The organism is Streptomyces sp. NPDC006372 (assembly GCF_040612515.1).
Classification (GTDB): Bacteria; Actinomycetota; Actinomycetes; order Streptomycetales; family Streptomycetaceae; genus Streptomyces.
Map to the genome: position 1 here is coordinate 130,712 of NZ_JBEXQJ010000017.1, position 17,550 is coordinate 148,261.

Genomic DNA, 17,550 nt, shown 5'->3' on the forward strand with positions numbered 1-17,550 from the left:
TACGGTGAGGCAGAATCGTCACAGGTCGTTCATACGCAGCGGCCAAAAGAGCACAAAGAACACACAGCCCTGACGTAGACCTGAAGGCCTCATGCCCCCGACGCTCGCCTCGCTCGTCCACCACTCCGCGCTGAAACTGACCGTGCGGGCGGGCGAAGACCGCCTCGACGTGCCGGTCCGCTGGGCGCACGTCAGCGAGCTCGCCGACCCCGTCCCCTACATGGAGGGCGGGGAACTGCTGCTGGTCACCGCGCTGAAACTGGACGCCGAGGACCCGGAGGCCATGCGCCGCTACGTACGGCGGCTGGCCGGGGCCGGGGTGGTCGGTCTCGGCTTCGCCGTCGGCGTCACCTACGAGGAGATCCCCAAGGCTCTCGTCGACGCGGCCGAGGAGGAGGGCCTGCCGCTTCTGGAGGTCCCGCGCCGCACTCCCTTCCTCGCCATAAGCAAGGCCGTGTCCGCCGCGATCGCCGCCGACCAGTACCGCGCCGTCACGGCGGGGTTCGCCGCCCAGCGCGAGCTGACCCGGCAGGCGCAGACGGGCGGGCCGGAGGGGCTGCTGGCCGCGCTGGCCGCCCAGGTCGACGGCTGGGCCGCGCTGTACGACGCCTCGGGCGCCGTCGTCGCCACGGCACCGGAATGGGCGGGGCGGCGGGCCGCTCGGCTCACCGGCGACGTGCAGCGGCTGCGGGACCGGCCCGCGCCCGCCTCGTCGGTGGTCGGCGGCCCCGAGAACGAGGACCGGGTCGAACTGCACACCGTCGGCACCGGCCGGCGCCCCCGGGCGGCCCTGGCCGTGGGCACGGCGGCCGCCCCCGGCACCGCCGAGCGCTACGCCGTCCACTCCGCCATCGCCCTGCTGACCCTGACCACGGAACGCTCCCGGTCCCTCCAGGCGGCCGAGCAGCGGGTCGGCGCGGCGGTGCTGCGGATGCTGCTGGCCGGGGAGCCGGACCACGCGCGTGCGGTCGCCGGGGACCTGTACGGCGGGCTGCTGGACGCGCCGTTCCGCATGCTGGTCGCGGAGCGCGTGCCGGTGTCGACGTCGGCCGCGCTGGCCCGCGCCGAGGCCCGGACGGGCGGTGCCCCGGCCGTCGAGCGGACGTCGGCCGCCGCGCTCGCCGCGGCCGACACGGGCGCGGACCCCCTGGCGGCGCTCACCGACGTGATGGAGTCCGCCGCGGCCCGGGCCGGCGAGGCCGTCCTGGTCGTGCCGGAGGGGGAGCGGCTGGTGGTGCTGGCCGCGGACCGCGGTGCCGCCGCGGCGGCCTGCGGGGAGTACGCGGCCGCCCTGGAGACGGCCCGGGCCGGCATACGCGAGAAGGCGCCCGGCGGCGAGGAGAGCGAGCTGGTCGTGGGTCTGTCGGCGCCGGCCGGGCCCATCGCCGCGTCCGCCGCCTACAAGCAGGCCGAGCAGGCGCTGTCGGTGGCGCGGCGGCGCGGGCGCGTCCTCGTGGAGCACGAGCAGATGGCGGCCGGATCCGTGCTGCCGCTGCTGGCGGACGACGCGGTGCGGGCCTTCGCCGACGGGATGCTGCGGCCGCTGTACGAGCACGACGCCACGGGCCGCGGCGATCTCGTCGCCTCCCTGCGCGCCTGGCTGTCCCGGCACGGCCAGTGGGACGCGGCGGCGGCCGACCTGGGCGTGCACCGCCACACCCTCCGCTACCGCATGCGGCGCGTCGAGGAGATCCTCGGCCGGTCCCTGGACGACGCCGACGCGCGGATGGAGCTCTGGCTCGCCCTGAAGGCCGCCTCCACCGAGTAGCCGAACCGTAGTATCCGCGCCCCGCATTGCTACGGGTTGGACAAACGACCTTCGGCCACCACCGGCCTACCGTGGACCCCGCAGCAACAGGACCACCCCCAACGCCGAAGGGCCGGAACCCGAATGACTTCCACCCACGCCTTCTGGCTCGCCGGCCGCCAGGCCACCGGCGAGGAGACCTTCGACGTCACCTCCCCGTGGGACGGGCGGCTCGTCGGCCAGGTCAGCGTGCCGACGGACGCTCAGGTCGAGGAGGCCGTGGCCGCCGCGCACGCCGTGCTGGACGAGTTCGCCGCCACCCCCGCCCACGTGCGGGCCGCCGCCCTCGACCACGTCAGCAAGCGCCTCGTCGAGCGCACCGAGGAGATCGCCCGGCTGATCTCCGCCGAGAACGGCAAGCCCCTGAAGTGGGCGCGCGGCGAGGTCGGACGGGCCGTGTCCGTGTTCCGGTTCGCGGCCGAGGAGGCCCGGCGCTTCAACGGCGGCGAGGCCCAGCGGCTCGACACCGACCTCGGGGGCCAGGGCCGGCTCGCCCTCACCCGCCGCTTCCCGAAGGGCGTCGTGCTGGGCATCGCGCCCTTCAACTTCCCGCTCAACCTCTGCGCGCACAAGATCGCCCCGGCCATCGCCGCCGGCGCCCCGATCATCCTGAAGCCGGCCCCGGCGACCCCGCTGTCCGGTCTGATCATCGGCGACCTCCTGGCCGAGACCGAGCTGCCCGAGGGCTCCTGGAGCATCCTGCCGGTCGCCAACGACAAGATGCCCGCCCTCGTCCAGGACGAGCGCCTGCCCGTCATCTCCTTCACCGGGTCCGAGAAGGTCGGCTACGCGATCATGGACTCGGTGCCGCGCAAGCACTGCACCCTGGAGCTGGGCGGCAACGGCGCGGCCGTCGTCCTCGCCGACTGGGCGAGCGACGAGGACCTGGACCGGGCGGCGAACCGTATCGCCACCTTCTCCAACTACCAGGGCGGCCAGTCCTGCATCTCCGTCCAGCGGGTCATCGCCGACGCCGCCGTCCACGACCGGCTGCTGCCGCGCATCGTCGCCGCCGTCGAGGCCCAGGTCACCGGCGACCCGTCCGACGACGCGACCGACGTCGGCCCGCTGGTCAGCGAGGACGCCGCCCAGCGCGTAGAGGCGTGGGTCCAGGAGGCCGTCGACGCAGGCGCCACGCTGCTCACCGGCGGCAAGCGCGACGGCGCCTCCTACGCGCCGACCGTCCTGGCCGACGTACCGGCCGGCGTCACCCTCTCCTGCGAGGAGGTCTTCGGACCGGTTCTCACCGTGCAGAAGGTGAACGGCGAGGCCGAGGCCTTCGCCGCGGTCAACGACTCCAAGTACGGCCTCCAGGCGGGCGTCTTCACCCACGACCTCCAGACCGCCTTCCGGGCCCACCGCGCCCTGGAGGTCGGCGGTGTCGTCATCGGTGACGTGCCGTCCTACCGCGCCGACCAGATGCCGTACGGCGGCGTCAAGCAGTCCGGCGTGGGCCGCGAGGGCGTGCGGTTCGCGATGGAGGACTACACGTACGAGCGCGTGCTGGTCCTGACCGGGATCAACCTCTAGTACATGAGAATCATTTTCATGTAGACTGGGTGAAGGGGCCCGGCACCGATGCCTTCCGGTGCCGGGCCCCTTCTGTGTGCCGGCCTGCTCCGGACCCTCAACCGGAGAAGCCGACGTGCGCGAGCCGCAGCGGACCGCGCAGCCTGAGGTGGACGTCGTGCACGCCCGCCGCGACGACGGACGCGCCGAGCGAGACGTAGTCGTACGGCCCTGACGTGGGCGAGGCGGGCGACAGCACCGCGAGGGCCGGGCCGCCGTCGAGGGACAGCTCGACCGACCCCTCGCCGGCCACCTCCACCGTCACCCCGGTGATGCCGCGCCCGAAGTCGCAGCAGCGATACACCAGTTCGCCGTGCACCCCGTCCGCCGGCGTCACCGCGTCGCCCGACACCTTCGTCCGGTCGACGATCTCTGTGCCGGACTGCTCGTCGAAGCCGGCCGCCGCCAGACCGCCCGCGACGACCGCTCGGGGCAGGGTGGGCTCGCCGTCGAGCGTGACGGTCGTACGCAGCCGGACGTCCTCGCTGGACGCCCCGGCCAGCAGCTCGTACCCGCCCGGTTCCACGCGCCACCGGTCCTGGGCCACGTCCCAGAACGCGAAGGCGGCGACCGGGATCTCGAAGTCCAGACCGGCCGACTCTCCGGGCGCGAGGGTGACGCGGCGGTGGTCCAGCAGCTCGCGGCGCGGACGCGGCACGGACGCATCCACGGCCCGGGCGTAGAGCTGGGCGACCTCGTCGGCGGTGACGTCACCCGTGTTGGTGACCGTGAAGGAGACGTGCACCGACCCGCCCTCGGTCCGGGCCGTCAGGCCGCCGTACGAGAACGACGTGTACGACAGGCCGTGCCCGAAGGGGAACAGGGGCGTGCCCTCGAAGTAGAGGTAGGTCTGACGGCTGCCGATCACGTCGTAGTCGAGGAGGCCGGGAAGGTCGGCGTCGTCGGCGTACCAGGTCTGCGGGAGACGGCCGGCGGGGGAGACGTCACCGGCCAGCACACGGGCCAGGGCGGTACCGGCCGCCTGGCCGCCGTGCGCCGTCCACAGCACGGCCGGGAGTTCGGCCGGGTCGACCGCGTACGGGTACGCGGACACCAGCGCCAGCACGGTCGCCGGGTTCGCCGCCCGGGCCGCCCGCAGCAGCCGCTCCTGGTGCTCCGGCAGCCGCAGGGTCGTACGGTCCTCGGTCTCGCGGCCGTTGATGTGCGGGTCGTTCCCCGCGACCACGACGACCACGTCGGCCGCCGCGGCGGCCCGCGCCACCGCCTCCTCGCCGCGCTCGGCGACGACCAGCTCGAACACCTCGGGATCTTCGTCGGCAACCTTCACGCCGTCGGCGGAGACACACACATGGCGACCCGTTCCCAGGTGCTTCAGGAGGTGCCCGTTCCCGTGCGGTTCCAGGCGGAAGGTCTCCTGGACGACCCAGCCGCCCGGCTGGTCGGCGGAGGCCCGGACCCGGCCGTCGCCGGCGACCGACAGGTAGCGGCCGTCGGGCGCGCGCAGGGTCAGCACGCCCTCGCCCCAGTCGGCCAGGGCCAGTTCGGTGCCGGTCGCGTCGGTGGTGAGCGGCGGCAGGTCGGTGCGGCCGGCGAGCAGTGCCGGGTCGAGCGCACCCTCGGCGCCACGCGCCTCGTCGGCGGCCCCCTCGGCCACCGGCACGTGCAGGAACGCACCCGTGGAGGTCCTCAGCCGGACCCGGTCCACGCCCTCCGCGAACTCCACGCGCTCCGCGCCGAACCGCTCGTACAGGCCCTCCAGCGGGGTCGAACGGTGGATCAGCGTGCCGCTGTACCAGTCGAGCTTGCACTCGTCGGCGAGCAGCCCCACCACCGCGACCCGGGTGTCCGGGGCGAGCGGCAGCACCCCGTCGTTCTTGAGCAGCACGACCGCCTGCTCGGCGGCCTCCTGCGCGAGGGCGCGGTGCGCCGGGGTGTCGAACTCGCTGGTGGCGCCGTGCGGGTCGTACTCCGGGTCGAACTCGCCGAGCCGGAAGCGGACCGAGAGCTGACGGCGGACGGCCGTGTCGAGGTCGGCCTCCTTCAGCAGGCCCCGCTCCAGCGCCCCGCGCAGGCGCCCGGTCATCTGGGAGGAGTCCGTGCCGTGGTCGGTGAAGCTGTCGACGCCCGCCACGAGCGAGGCCGCGGTGGCTTCCTCGTGCGTGTCGAAGTAGTGCTCGGAGTCGACCAGGTTGCTCGGCGCCCCCGCGTCCGAGCAGACCAGCAGCTCCTCCTCGGTCCAGGCCCGCAGCTGCTCGCGCAGGTACGGCGAGACGTGGTTCGGGCGGCCGTTGACCAGGTTGTACGCCGGCATCACCCCGGCCACCGCACCGGCCTCGACGGCCTCGCGGAAGGCCCGCAGGTCGTACTCGTGCAGCACGCGGGGGCGCACCGAGCTCGACGTCGTGGACCGGTCCGTCTCGTTGTTGTGGGCCAGCCAGTGCTTCAGCACGGGCGCGGTGCGCCAGTAGGTCGGGTGGTCGCCGCGCAGGCCCCGTGTGTAGGCGGTGGCGATCGCCGAGGTGAGCTTCGGGTCCTCGGAGTAGCCCTCCTCGTTGCGGCCCCACAAGGGGTGGCGCAGCAGGTTGACGGTCGGGGCCCAGACGTTGAGGCCGACCCGGTCGTCCCGGGCGCGCATCGCGCGGATCTCCTTGGACACCGCCTCGCCGACCCGGCGTACGAGGTCGGTGTTCCAGGTCGCGCCGAGACCCACGGCCTGCGGGAAGACCGTCGCCGGGCCCATCCAGGCGACGCCGTGCAGCGCTTCCTGGCCGGTGCGGAAGGCGGCGATGCCGAGCCGCTCCACGGCCGGGGCGAACTGGTGCAGGAAGGAGATCTTCTCGTCGAGGGTGAGCCGCCCCAGCACATCGTCGACGCGCTTCGCGAAGGGCAGCCGCGGATCGCGGAACGGTGGGGTGGGAGGCGTGTGTGCGGTCACGTGGGGATCCCTTGCGGTGGATCGGCGAGGCGCTTTCGAAGCGCTTCGATGCTCATTCGACAAGGGGTCGGGTGTCAAGACACCGACGCCGTCACTTCAAGCGGTGCATGAGGAAAGGTCCTTTCTGGTGCCTAGGAGGAAGTTTGGGGACGACCCTTGTGCACCCTGGGGCGTTCACTTAACCTCACACCAACATCGAAGCGCTTCGACTAGGGAAACCCCGGTTCACGGGTCGAAGTCTCGCTTCAGCTCAGCCAGTTCCACTCGAGACACCGCAGCCGACGGCCCTCCGCCGGGTGTCCTGGTGTGCCATGAAGGGTTGACGCAATGACGCCGAACGCCGCCTCCGCCTCCTCCGGACCGAGCCGGAGATCCTTCCTCGCCTCCACGGCGGTCGCCACCGCCGCGGTGGCCGGGGGAATGCCGCTGCTCGCAGCCTGCGGCGGTTCGGACGGCGGGTCGCGGGACGGCACGACCTCGGGCAAGGACGCCAAGAAGATCCTGCCCAGCTACGTGGCCAGCAGCGTGGTGAAGCCGGACATCCCGTCCAGGAACGGTTCGTCGATGGGCTTCACCACCAAGCTCGACGTCGACACCCTCAAGACCTCGGTCGCGAAGAAGCTCGGCAAGGGCGGCAAGGTCACCGTCATGTCGCCGTTCTGGGGCTCGCCCCCGAAGCAGAACAACCCCTACTACACGTCGATGAACGACCTGATCGGCGTCGACGTCCAGTGGCGGAACCAGGACGGCAACACCTACGACCAGAAGCTCGGCGCGGTCCTCGCCTCCAGCGACGTCCCGGACGTGGTGGTCGTCCCCAGCTGGAACATGATGGGCAAGATACCCAGCGCCATCATCAGCAAGTTCGCCGACCTCGGCCCGTACCTGTCCGGGGACAAGGTCAAGGAGTACCCCAACCTCGCGGCGATCCCCAGCGACGCCTGGCAGCGCTCCATCTTCGGCGGCAAGCTGATGGGCCTGCCGCAGCCCGCCCCGTCCGTCCAGACCATCGTGCCCCTCTACCGCCAGGACCTCTTCGACAAGGAGGGCTACGAAGTCCCGCGGTCCGCGGACGAGTTCATGGCCCTGTGCAAGGAGATCACCAGCCCCAGGGCCAAGCGCTGGGCCTGCGGTGACATGAAGTGGACCGCCATGAACACCTTCGGTGTCCTCGGGGGCGGGGAGAAGCCCCTCTGGTGGAACCTGGTCGACGGCAAGCTGATCAACCGCATCGAGACCCCCGAGTACCTCGAAGCCATCGAGTGGACGCGCAAGCTGTTCGCGGCCGGAGTCGTCCACCCCGACTTCAAGCTGGGCAAGAGCCAAGCGACCGACCCCGCCCCCAAGTTCGCCGCCGGCGAGTTCCTGATCTGGAACAACAACATCGTCAACTGGTACGGCCAGCAGGCCTCCCAGGCCACCCAGAACCCCGACTTCAAGATCTGGGGCATGGACATCTGGAACCACGACGGCGGTGACCCGACGCTGTACGCCCAGAACCCGGCCGGCATCTTCGCCTTCGTCAACAAGAAGGCCTCCGAGTCCGTCATCCGCGACGCCCTGGCGGTCGCCAACGTCACCGCGGCGCCGTACGGCACCAAGGAGTGGATGATGACCAACTACGGCGTGGCGGGCACCCACTACACGATCAAGGACGGCGTCCCCGTCAAGAACGACAAGGGCAACAACGAGGTCATCAACGCCTTCGTCATGGTGGCGAGCCCCGCCGCGACCACCGCACACCCCGACCTCCCGGACTACACCAAGGCCATGGTCGAGTGGGAGCAGCGGATGGGCGGCTTCACCAAGAAGTCGTCGTTCTGGGGCCTGCAGATCACCGAGCCCTCCCGCTGGACCAACCTCGCCAACAACTTCGAGCAGCTCGAGGACGACATCATCCGCGGGCACAAGAAGATCAGCGACATGCAGCAGGCCGTCTCCGACTGGAAGAGCAAGGGCGGCGACAAACTGCGCGACTGGTACAAGAAGCTTCTCGACGAGAACGGCCCGGCGGCGAGCTGACCAGGTTCCGAGGCAAGGAGAACAGCCGTGTCCCACAGCACGGTGCCTCGGAGCAGAACCGAGGCCAGCACGCCGGTCAAGACCCCGGTGGCGTCCGGCGGCGCCCCCGGGGACCGGAAGGAACGAGGCTCGGGCAAGCTGAGCCTGAGGCTCAGGTTCAGACGCGACCGCGCCCTGATCCTCATGACGCTGCCGGCCGTCGTGCTGGTCCTGGTCTTCAACTACCTGCCGATCCTCGGCAACGTCGTCGCCTTCCAGGACTACGACCCCTACATCAGCGACAACGGCATCATCTCCATCCTGAACAGCCCCTTCGTGGGTCTGGAGAACTTCCAGCGGATCTTCGAGGACTCCGCCTTCTGGAACGCCGTCGAGAACACGCTGGTGCTGTTCTTCGTCCAGCTCGTGCTGTTCTTCCCGATCCCGGTGCTGCTCGCGCTGCTCATCAACAGCGTGGTCCGGCCCCGGGTGCGGGCCGTCGCGCAGGCCGTGCTCTACCTGCCGCACTTCTTCTCGTGGGTGCTGGTCGTCGCCGTCTTCCAGCAGATGTTCGGCGGCGCCGGGATGCTGTCCCAGCTGCTGCGCCAGAACGGGTACGACGGCCTCAACATCATGACCAACCCGGACACCTTCCCCTTCCTGATCACCGCGCAGAGCGTGTGGAAGGACGCCGGGTGGGGGATCATCGTCTTCCTCGCCGCCCTGGCCTCGGTCAGCCCGGACCTGTACGAGGCCGCCGCGATGGACGGCGCCGGTCGCTGGCGCCGTATGTGGCACGTCACGCTGCCCGCGCTGCGCCCGGTGATCGCGCTCCTGCTCGTGCTGCGCGTCGGCGACGCCCTGACCGTCGGGTTCGAACAGATCCTGCTGCAACGCGACGGCGTCGGACCGGGCGCGGGCGAGGTCCTCGACACCTTCGTGTGGTGGAACGGCGTACGCAACCAGGACTTCGGCTACGCGGCCGCCGCCGGTCTCGTCAAGGGCGTGGTCAGCATCGGCCTGGTCCTCGCCGCGAACAAGGTGGCCCATCTCATGGGCGAGCAGGGGGTGTACAAGAAGTGACCGCCGTCATCGACGAACCGGCGAGCAAGTCGCGCCCGTGGGCCGCCCCGCCGCGCCCTGCGTGGGAGGAGGAGCCCTCGAAGGCCGGCCTCGCGGGCAAGGGCGTCGCCCTGGCGTTCGCCTGCCTGGCGATCCTCTTCCCGATCTGGATCGTGGTCGTCACGAGCCTCTCCTCGCGGAAGACCATCGACGAGGCGGGTGGCCTGGTGATGGTGCCCAAGGGCATCACCTTCATCGCCTACCGCGAACTGCTCAGCGGCGGCCAGGTCACCCGCGCCGCGATCATCAGCATCCTCGTCACCCTGGTCGGCACGCTGTTCTCGATGGCGGTGTCCGTCCTGTGCGCCTACGGACTGTCCCGCAGCGGGACCCTCGGCCACCGCTGGATCCTGATGACGCTGCTGGCGACCATGTTCTTCAGCGCCGGCCTCATCCCCACGTACCTGCTGGTGCAGTCCCTCGGCCTCACGGACAGCTATCTCGCGCTGATCCTGCCGAGTGCCATCAGCGTCTTCAACATCCTGGTGCTGCGGGGCTTCTTCATGGGGATCTCGCAGGAGCTCATCGACAGCGCGCGCATCGACGGAGCCGGGGACCTCCGGATTCTCTGGCGGATCGTCATGCCGCTGTCGCGGGCGGTGCTCGCGGTGATCACGCTGTTCTACGCCGTCGGGTACTGGAGCGCCTGGTTCAACGCGTCGATCTACCTGAACGACCAGGACATGATGCCGTTGCAGAACGTCATGATCCAGCTCGTGCAGCGGCAGGAGGCGCCGGTGGGTCTGGGGCAGGCCATCAAGACCGGGCAGCTGTCGGGGCTGGCCATTCAGATGGCGGTGATGGTGATGGCGCTGCTGCCGGTGGCCGTTCTGTCGCCGTTCGTCCAGAAGCACTTCAGGAAGGGCATGCTCACCGGAGCCGTCAAGGGCTGACCGTAGGGCTGTCCTTCGATTGTCGTCCGCGGCTGCGTCGTGGCTTGTCGCGCAGTTCCCCGCGCCCCCGAGAGGGCATCTTTCTTCCCCGTCTTTGCAAGAACCGAGGTATGTCATGCGCGCGTTTCGCCTCAGCAGACGTTCTGTGCTCGCCGCCACCGCCGGGGCCGCCGTTCTTCCGGTCGTCCAGGGACGTGCGCAGGCCGCCGTCACCGAGGGGGCCGGGTACCGGTGGCGCAATGTCGTCCAGGGCGGTACGGGGTTCGTCACCGGCGTGCTCTTCCATCCGTCGGTGCGGGGGCTCGCCTACGCCCGGACCGACATCGGGGGTGCCTACCGCTGGGACGACCGCACCGACCGGTGGATCCCGCTGACCGACCACATCGGCTGGGACGACTGGAATCTGCTCGGCGTGGAGGCCATGGCCGTCGACCCGGCCCACCCGGACCGGCTGTACCTCGCCCTCGGTACGTACGCGCAGTCCTGGGCCGGCAACGGGGCCGTGCTGCGGTCCGAGGACCGGGGCGCCACCTGGCGGCGGACCGACCTCACCGTGAAGCTCGGGGCCAACGAGGACGGGCGTGGGTGCGGGGAACGGCTGCTCGTCGACCCCAGGGACAGCGACACCCTGTGGCTCGGCACCCGGCACGACGGGCTGCTCAGGTCGACCGACCGGGGCGCGAGCTGGCAGCCCGTGAGCTTCCCGGCCACCCCCGGAGCCACCGGCCAGGGCATCACCCTCCTGGTCGCGGCGGGGCGTACCGTCTACGCCGGCTGGGGCGACTCCGACGGGACCGCCGGCAAGCCCAACCTGTACCGCACCTCCGACGGCAGGACCTGGGAGGCCGTCCCCGGGCAGCCCACCGGCACGGCCGCCAAGGTGCCGATCCGTGCCGCCTACGACCGGCACACCCGCGAGCTGTACGTGACGTACGCCGACGCCCCAGGACCCAACGGCCAGTCCGACGGCAGCGTGCACAAGCTGCGCACCGGCAGCGGGAAGTGGAGCGAGGTCACCCCGGTGAAGCCGGGCGGCACGACGGCCGGCGGTTCCGCCGACACCTTCGGCTACGGCGGTGCCGCCGTCGACGCCCGCCGCCCCGGCACGCTCGTCGTCTCGACCAACAACCGCTGGGCCGACATCGACACCGTGTACCGCTCCACCGACGGCGGCCGCACCTGGACGTCCCTGAAGGACAAGGCCGTCTTCGACGTCTCCGAGACGCCCTACCTCAAGTGGGGCGCCGACAAGCCCAAGTTCGGCTGGTGGATCCAGGCCTTGGCCCTCGACCCGTTCGACTCCGGGCACGTCGTCTACGGCACCGGCGCGACCCTGTACGGCACGCGTGACCTCAAGCACTGGGCCCCGCAGATCCGCGGCCTGGAGGAGGCGTCCGTACGCCAGCTGGTCTCGCCCCCGACCGGGGAGGCGCATCTGATCAGCGGGTCGGGGGACATCGGCGTGATGTACCACGAGCGGCTCACCGCCTCCCCGTCGCGCGGCATGGCGTCGAACCCGGTGTTCGGCACGTCGACGGGACTCGCGCTGGCCGCGGACAAGCCGTCCTACGTCGTCCGCGCAGGGTGGGGCGACCACGGCAACGGCGCCTGGTCGAACGACGGCGGGAAGACCTGGACGCCCTTCAGGGCCCAGCCGGACGTGGCCAAGTCAGAGCCGGGGCCGATCACCACCAACGCCGACGGCAGCGTGCTGCTCTGGTCCTTCGGCACCGCCAACCCGGGCTACCGCTCGGCGGACAACGGCACCACCTGGTCCGAGATCGCTTCCTTCCCGAAGGGAGCCACCCCGGTGGCGGACCCCAAGGACCCGGCCCGCTTCTACGCCTTCGACACCACCACCGGCACACTCCACGCCAGCACCGACGGCGGCCGCACCTTCACCGCGCGGGCCACCGGCCTCGACTCGGGCGACAGCGAGTTCCAGCTGGCCGTGGCGCCCGGACGCTCCGGCGACCTCTGGCTCAGCTTGAAGTGGAACGGTCTGTACCGCTCGACGGACGGCGGCGCGACCTTCAGCAAGGTGAGCAGCTGCTGGGCCTCGTACACCCTCGGCTTCGGCAAGGCCGCCGAAGGCGCCGGATACCCGGCGCTCTACATGGTCGGCTCCACCGAGAGCATCACCGCCGTGTACCGCTCCGACGACGAGGCGAAGACCTGGACGCGGATCAACGACGACCGGCACCAGTGGGGCTGGATCGGCGCCGCCGTCGCCGGTGACCCGCGCGTGTACGGCCGGGTCTACATCGCGACCAACGGACGCGGCGTGCAGTACGGGGAGCCCACCCGATGACCGGGAGGAAACGGCCCGGCCTGAGCGACGCCACCCGGGGCCGTCTCCTCTTCGGCGGTGACTACAATCCGGAGCAGTGGCCGGAGGAGACCTGGCACGAGGACGTCCGGCTCATGAAGGACGCCGGCGTCAACTCCGTCACCCTCGGGGTGTTCTCCTGGTCGAAGCTCGAACCGGAGCCCGGGGCCCGGGAGTTCGGCTGGCTGGACACGCTGATGGACCTGATGCACGAGAACGGCATCGGCGTCGTCCTCGCCACCCCGACCTCCTCGCCCCCGCCCTGGATGGGCCGGCTGCACCCCGACACCCTGCCCGTCACCGAGGACGGCCGCACCGAGTGGTGGGGCGGCCGCCAGCACTTCTCGCACTCCAGCGCCACCTACCGGCGTTACGCCGCCGCCATCACCGAGGACCTGGCCGCCCGCTACGGCGGCCACCCGGCCCTGACGATGTGGCACATCAACAACGAGTACTGCACCTACGACCACGGCGACGAGGCCGCGGCCGCCTTCCGGCGGTGGCTGCGCGAGAAGTACGGCACGCTCGACGCCCTCAACGAGGCCTGGGGCACCGCCTTCTGGAGCCAGGGCTACGACACCTGGGACGGGATCCTGCCGCCCCGCCTGCCCCACTACCTGCGCAACCCCACCCAGGTCCTGGACTTCCGGCGCTTCACCTCCGACATGCTCCTGGAGTGTTACACCGCCGAACGGGACATCGTCCGGCGGCACACCCCGCACATCCCGGTCACCAGCAACTTCATGCCGCTGTGGTCCGGGCAGGACGCCTGGCGCTGGGCCGCGGAGGAGGACGTCGTCTCCGTCGACCTCTATCCCGACCCGCGTGATCCGCTCGGCGCCCAGAACGGCGCGCTCGTCCAGGACATGACCCGCTCCCAGGCACGCGGTCCGTGGATGCTCATGGAGCAGGCCGCCGGGCCGGTCAACTGGCGGGGCGTGAACCACCCCAAGCCGCGCGGCCTCAACCGGCTGTGGTCCCTCCAGGCCGTGGCCCGGGGCGCCGACGCCGTCTGCTACTTCCAGTGGCGGCAGTCCCGGCAGGGCGCGGAGAAGTTCCACTCCGGCATGGTCAGTCACGCGGGGGAGGAGGGCCGTACCTTCCAGGAGGTGAAGCGGCTCGGCGCGGACCTGGCGCGGATCGCCCCGGAGGTCACCGGCCGGCGCATCACCGCGGACATCGCCGTCCTGCACGACTGGGACGCCTGGTGGGCCGGCGCCCAGGACGGCCGCCCGTCCACCCGGGTGGACTACCCGGACGTCCTGCGCGCCTGGCACCGGGCTCTCTGGCAGGCGCACCTCACCACCGACTTCGCCCACCCCGAGCACGACCTGACGCCGTACCCGATGGTCGTCGTGCCTCAGCTGTACCTGCTCACCGACGCGGCGATCGGCAACCTCCTCGCCTACGTCCGGCAGGGCGGCACCCTGGTCTGCGGCTTCCTGACCGGCGTCGCCGACGAGGACGACCGGGTGCGGCCCGGCGGCATGGATGCCCGGCTGCGGGAGCTGTTCGGCATCCGCACGCTGCACGAGTGGTGGCCGCTGGACACGGGGGAGACCGTCGCGTGCGCGGGCTTCGACGGCACGCTCTGGTCCGAGGAGATCGAGCCCGCCGACCCCGACCACACGACCTGCTACGAGGGCGGCGAGCTGGACGGCATGCCCGCCGTGCTGCGCAAGGGCCGGGCCTGGTACGTCTCCACGCTCCCGGAGCCCGGGGCGCTGCGCGACCTGCTGGCCCGGATCGCCGACGGCGCGGGCGTACGGCCGGTGCTCGACGACCTCCCCGAGCAGGTCGAGGCGGTACGCCGGGGCGAGCTGCTGTTCGTGCTCAACCACGGCCGCGAGCCGGTGACCGTCGAGGTGCCCGGCACCCACCACGACCTGCTGACGGACACGGCCGTCACCGACCGGGTCACCCTCGGCCGCTATGGGACGGCCGTGCTCCGGCCATGACCGGCACCGCACCCCTCCACGGCGCCGACCTCACCGAGACGACCACGTCCTCACCCTGAGGGCGCGGTACCACCCCATCCCCCCACCCATGGAAGGGACACCATGGCATCACGCACCTTGAGCAGGGTGACGAAGGCCCTGCTCGCCCCCGCGCTGGCACTCGGCGTCACCGTCGGACTCGCCTCCGCCCCCGCCTCCGCCGCCGTCTGGAGCTCCTGCGACCAGTGGGGCAACACCAGCCTCAACGGCTACACGCTCTACAACAACATCTGGGGCGGCGGCGCCGGCGCCCAGTGCATCTGGGCCAACTCCGGCACCAACTGGGGCGTCAACGCCAACCACCCCAACACCGGGGGCATCAAGTCCTACCCGAACGCCAAGAAGGTGGTGAACAAGTCCATCACCTCGCTCGGGTCGCTCAACAGCAGCTACAACGTCACCGTCCCGTCCTCGGGCTCGTACAACACCTCGTACGACGTCTGGGACACCGACCACGACTACGAGATCATGCTCTGGGTCAACTACAACGGGGCCGTCGGCGCGCTCGGCAGCTACCAGGAGCGCGTCTCGGTCGGCGGCCACACCTGGGACGTCTACAAGGGCCGGGCCCAGCGGTCCGACGGCACGTACTGGGACGTCTTCTCGTTCCTGCGTACCTCCGACTCCACCTCGGGGTCCGTGCAGATCCTGCCCGTCCTGAAGTGGCTCAAGGACACCAAGCGGTGGATGGGCAACGAGACCATCGGTGACGTCCAGTTCGGCTTCGAGATCACCTCGTCGTCCGGTGGGCTGGACTTCCGCGCCAACAGCATGAGCATCACCAGCAGCTGACCGCGAGGGGTGGCCGGAAGACCTCCATCAGTCCGGCCACCCCTCGACGCGGCTACTCCGCTACGGGCAGCCGCGCCCCGTCCCGCAGAAACAGCGGGATCCGGTCCAGTGGGGCGTCGACCGTCACGGCCTGCCCGCCCTCGTACGTCTCGCCCGTCCACGCGTCCGTCCAGGTCGCCCCCGCCGGCAGGTACGCCGTACGGGCGGTGGCGCCGGCCGTCAGCACCGGGGCGACCAGCAGGTCCGGGCCGAAGAGGTAGGCGTCGTCGACCGACCAGGCCGCCTGGTCGGCCGGGAACTCCAGGAACAGCGGCCGCATCACCGGCAGCCCCTCCTCGTGGGCCGCGCGCATGACGTCCAGCACGTACGGCTTCAGACGCTCGCGCAGCCGCAGGTACTTCTCCAGGATCGCCCCGGCCTCCTCGCCGTACGACCACACCTCGTTCGGGCCGCCCGTCATCTCCGGGCCCAGCGGCATCCCCGGGTCGCGGAAGCCGTGCAGCCGCATCAGCGGGGACAGCGCGCCGAACTGGAACCAGCGGACCATCACCTCCCGGTACGCCGGGTCGTCCGGGTCGCCGCCGTGGAAGCCCCCGATGTCGGTGTTCCACCACGGGATGCCCGACAGGGCCGTGTTGAGTCCGGCCGCGATCTGGCGGCGCAGGGTCGGGAAGTCGGTGCCGATGTCGCCGGACCACAGGGCGGCCCCGTAGCGCTGACTGCCCGCCCACGCCGAGCGGTTGAGGGTGACGATCTCATCCTCGCCGGTGGCGACGAGGCCCTCGTAGAACGTGCGGGCGTTCTCCGCCGGGTAGGCGTTGCCGACCTCCAGGCCCGGGCCCGCCCAGTAGCGCAGGTTCTCCTGGAAGCCCGGCTTCAGCTCCGGCTCGCAGGCGTCCAGCCAGAACGCCGTGATGCCGTACGGGTCGAGGTAGTTCTCCTTCACCTTCGACCACACGAACTCCCGGGCCTCCGGGTTGGTGGCGTCGTAGAAGGCGACCTGGACCGTGGACGCCACCTCCTTGTCGGGCCAGTCGGCGTGCGCCATCGGCCCGTACTGGGTGCCGATGAAGTACCCGCGCTGCTCCATGACCGGGTGGTTCTCGCTCAGCGGCGACACCGAGGGCCAGACGCTCACCACCAGCTTGATGCCGAGCTCCTCCAGCTCGCGCACCATCGCCGCAGGGTCCGGCCACTCCGCCGGGTCGAACTTCCACTCGCCGAGGTGGGTCCAGTGGAAGAAGTCGCAGACGATCGCGGAGATGGGCAGGCCCCGCCGCTTGTACTCCCGGGCCACCGCCATGAGTTCGTCCTGGGTGCGGTAGCGCAGCTTGCACTGCCAGAAGCCCGCAGCCCACTCCGGCAGCATCGGCGTCCGGCCGGTCACCGCGCTGTAGCGGCGCTGGGCGGCGGCCGGGTCGCCCGCCGTGACCCAGTAGTCGATCTGCCGGGCCGAGTCGGCGACCCACCGGGTGCCGTTGTGCGCCAGCTCCACCCGGCCGATCGCCGGGTTGTTCCAGAGCAGCGTGTAGCCGCGGCTGGAGGTCAGCACCGGGATGCCGACCTCGGCGTTGCGCTGCACCAGGTCCAGGACCAGGCCCTTCTGGTCGAAGCGCCCGTGCTGGTGCTGGCCGAGGCCGTACAGCTTCTCGTCGTCGTACGCGGCGAAGCGCTGCTCCAGGCGGTGGTGGCCGTTGCCGACGGCCGTGTAGAGGCGGGAGCCGGGCCACCAGAAATGGGCGCGGTCCTCGGCGAGCAGCTCGGCGGAGTCCTCCGTCCGCAGGAAGCGGACCAGGCCCTCGGCGTTCACCTCGACGGTGAGCGTTCCGACGGTCAGCTGCCCGCGACCGTCCTCGATCTTCACGGTGGACGGCGTCGCGGGAGCCTCGTCGAGGAGCGCGCCCGGGAGCCCGTCGAGCACCGGGCCGCCGAGCCGGGCCCGTACCCGGACCGCGTCCGGACCCCACGGCTCGATCCGTACGGTCTCCTGGCGACCGCTCCACTCCAGCGCGCCGTCCCGCTCGCGGAACGTGCCGACGGTGGGGGAGGACTGCGCCAGGCTCACCTGGGGCTGGGTTTCAGCAGGCTGATTCACGTGGCGGGCTCCTGTGCTCCTGGAGGAGTGCAGACATGGGGGTGCCCTG

General features: G+C 71.2%; 10 protein-coding genes. 8 read left to right on the forward strand and 2 right to left on the reverse strand.

What is annotated here, in order from left to right; genetic code table 11:
• Positions 1 to 91: 91 nt before the first annotated feature.
• Together ABZ016_RS24370 and ABZ016_RS24375 are read left to right on the forward strand one after the other, a co-directional pair.
• On the forward strand, positions 92 to 1,768 hold the full coding sequence (locus ABZ016_RS24370) for a PucR family transcriptional regulator (RefSeq protein WP_356918772.1): 1,677 nt from the start codon (positions 92 to 94) through the stop codon (positions 1,766 to 1,768).
• 123 nt (positions 1,769 to 1,891) lie between these two features.
• Positions 1,892 to 3,337, forward strand: a complete 1,446-nt coding sequence (locus ABZ016_RS24375; RefSeq protein WP_356918773.1) for an aldehyde dehydrogenase family protein — start codon at positions 1,892 to 1,894, stop codon at positions 3,335 to 3,337.
• 97 nt (positions 3,338 to 3,434) lie between these two features.
• Here the strand turns inward: ABZ016_RS24375 and ABZ016_RS24380 are convergent, their stop codons facing one another.
• Positions 3,435 to 6,272, reverse strand: coding sequence for a glycoside hydrolase family 3 C-terminal domain-containing protein (locus ABZ016_RS24380; RefSeq protein WP_356918774.1), 2,838 nt, complete (start codon positions 6,270 to 6,272; stop codon positions 3,435 to 3,437).
• Positions 6,273 to 6,599: 327 nt separating this feature from the next.
• On the opposite strand from ABZ016_RS24380, the gene ABZ016_RS24385 reads away from it, so the two are divergent.
• From ABZ016_RS24385 to ABZ016_RS24410, 6 genes are all read left to right on the forward strand, one after another.
• Positions 6,600 to 8,294 (forward strand): extracellular solute-binding protein, encoded by a 1,695-nt coding sequence (locus ABZ016_RS24385; protein ID WP_356918775.1) that lies wholly within the window; start codon positions 6,600 to 6,602, stop codon positions 8,292 to 8,294.
• Positions 8,295 to 8,321: 27 nt separating this feature from the next.
• Positions 8,322 to 9,356: an ABC transporter permease subunit gene (locus ABZ016_RS24390; RefSeq protein ID WP_356918776.1), complete on the forward strand. Its 1,035-nt coding sequence runs from the start codon at positions 8,322 to 8,324 to the stop codon at positions 9,354 to 9,356.
• Positions 9,353 to 10,288, forward strand: a complete 936-nt coding sequence (locus ABZ016_RS24395; RefSeq protein ID WP_356918777.1) for a carbohydrate ABC transporter permease — start codon at positions 9,353 to 9,355, stop codon at positions 10,286 to 10,288. Before ABZ016_RS24390 ends, ABZ016_RS24395 begins: the two co-directional genes overlap by 4 nt.
• Before the next feature lie 115 nt (positions 10,289 to 10,403).
• The gene (locus ABZ016_RS24400) at positions 10,404 to 12,599 is read left to right on the forward strand and encodes a 1,4-beta-glucanase (protein ID WP_356918778.1); all 2,196 of its coding nucleotides are present in this window, start codon (positions 10,404 to 10,406) and stop codon (positions 12,597 to 12,599) included.
• Positions 12,596 to 14,575 carry a beta-galactosidase gene (locus tag ABZ016_RS24405; protein ID WP_356918779.1) on the forward strand — a complete coding sequence of 660 codons (1,980 nt, stop codon included), beginning with the start codon at positions 12,596 to 12,598 and terminating at the stop codon, positions 14,573 to 14,575. Before ABZ016_RS24400 ends, ABZ016_RS24405 begins: the two co-directional genes overlap by 4 nt.
• A 102-nt stretch (positions 14,576 to 14,677) precedes the next feature.
• Entirely contained in the window at positions 14,678 to 15,406 is a 729-nt protein-coding gene (locus tag ABZ016_RS24410; RefSeq protein WP_356918780.1) for a hypothetical protein, read from the forward strand.
• Positions 15,407 to 15,458: 52 nt separating this feature from the next.
• On the opposite strand, the gene ABZ016_RS24415 is transcribed toward ABZ016_RS24410, so the two are convergent.
• On the reverse strand, positions 15,459 to 17,501 hold the full coding sequence (locus tag ABZ016_RS24415; protein WP_356918781.1) for a glycoside hydrolase family 31 protein: 2,043 nt from the start codon (positions 17,499 to 17,501) through the stop codon (positions 15,459 to 15,461).
• Between the last annotated feature and the right edge of the window lie 49 nt (positions 17,502 to 17,550).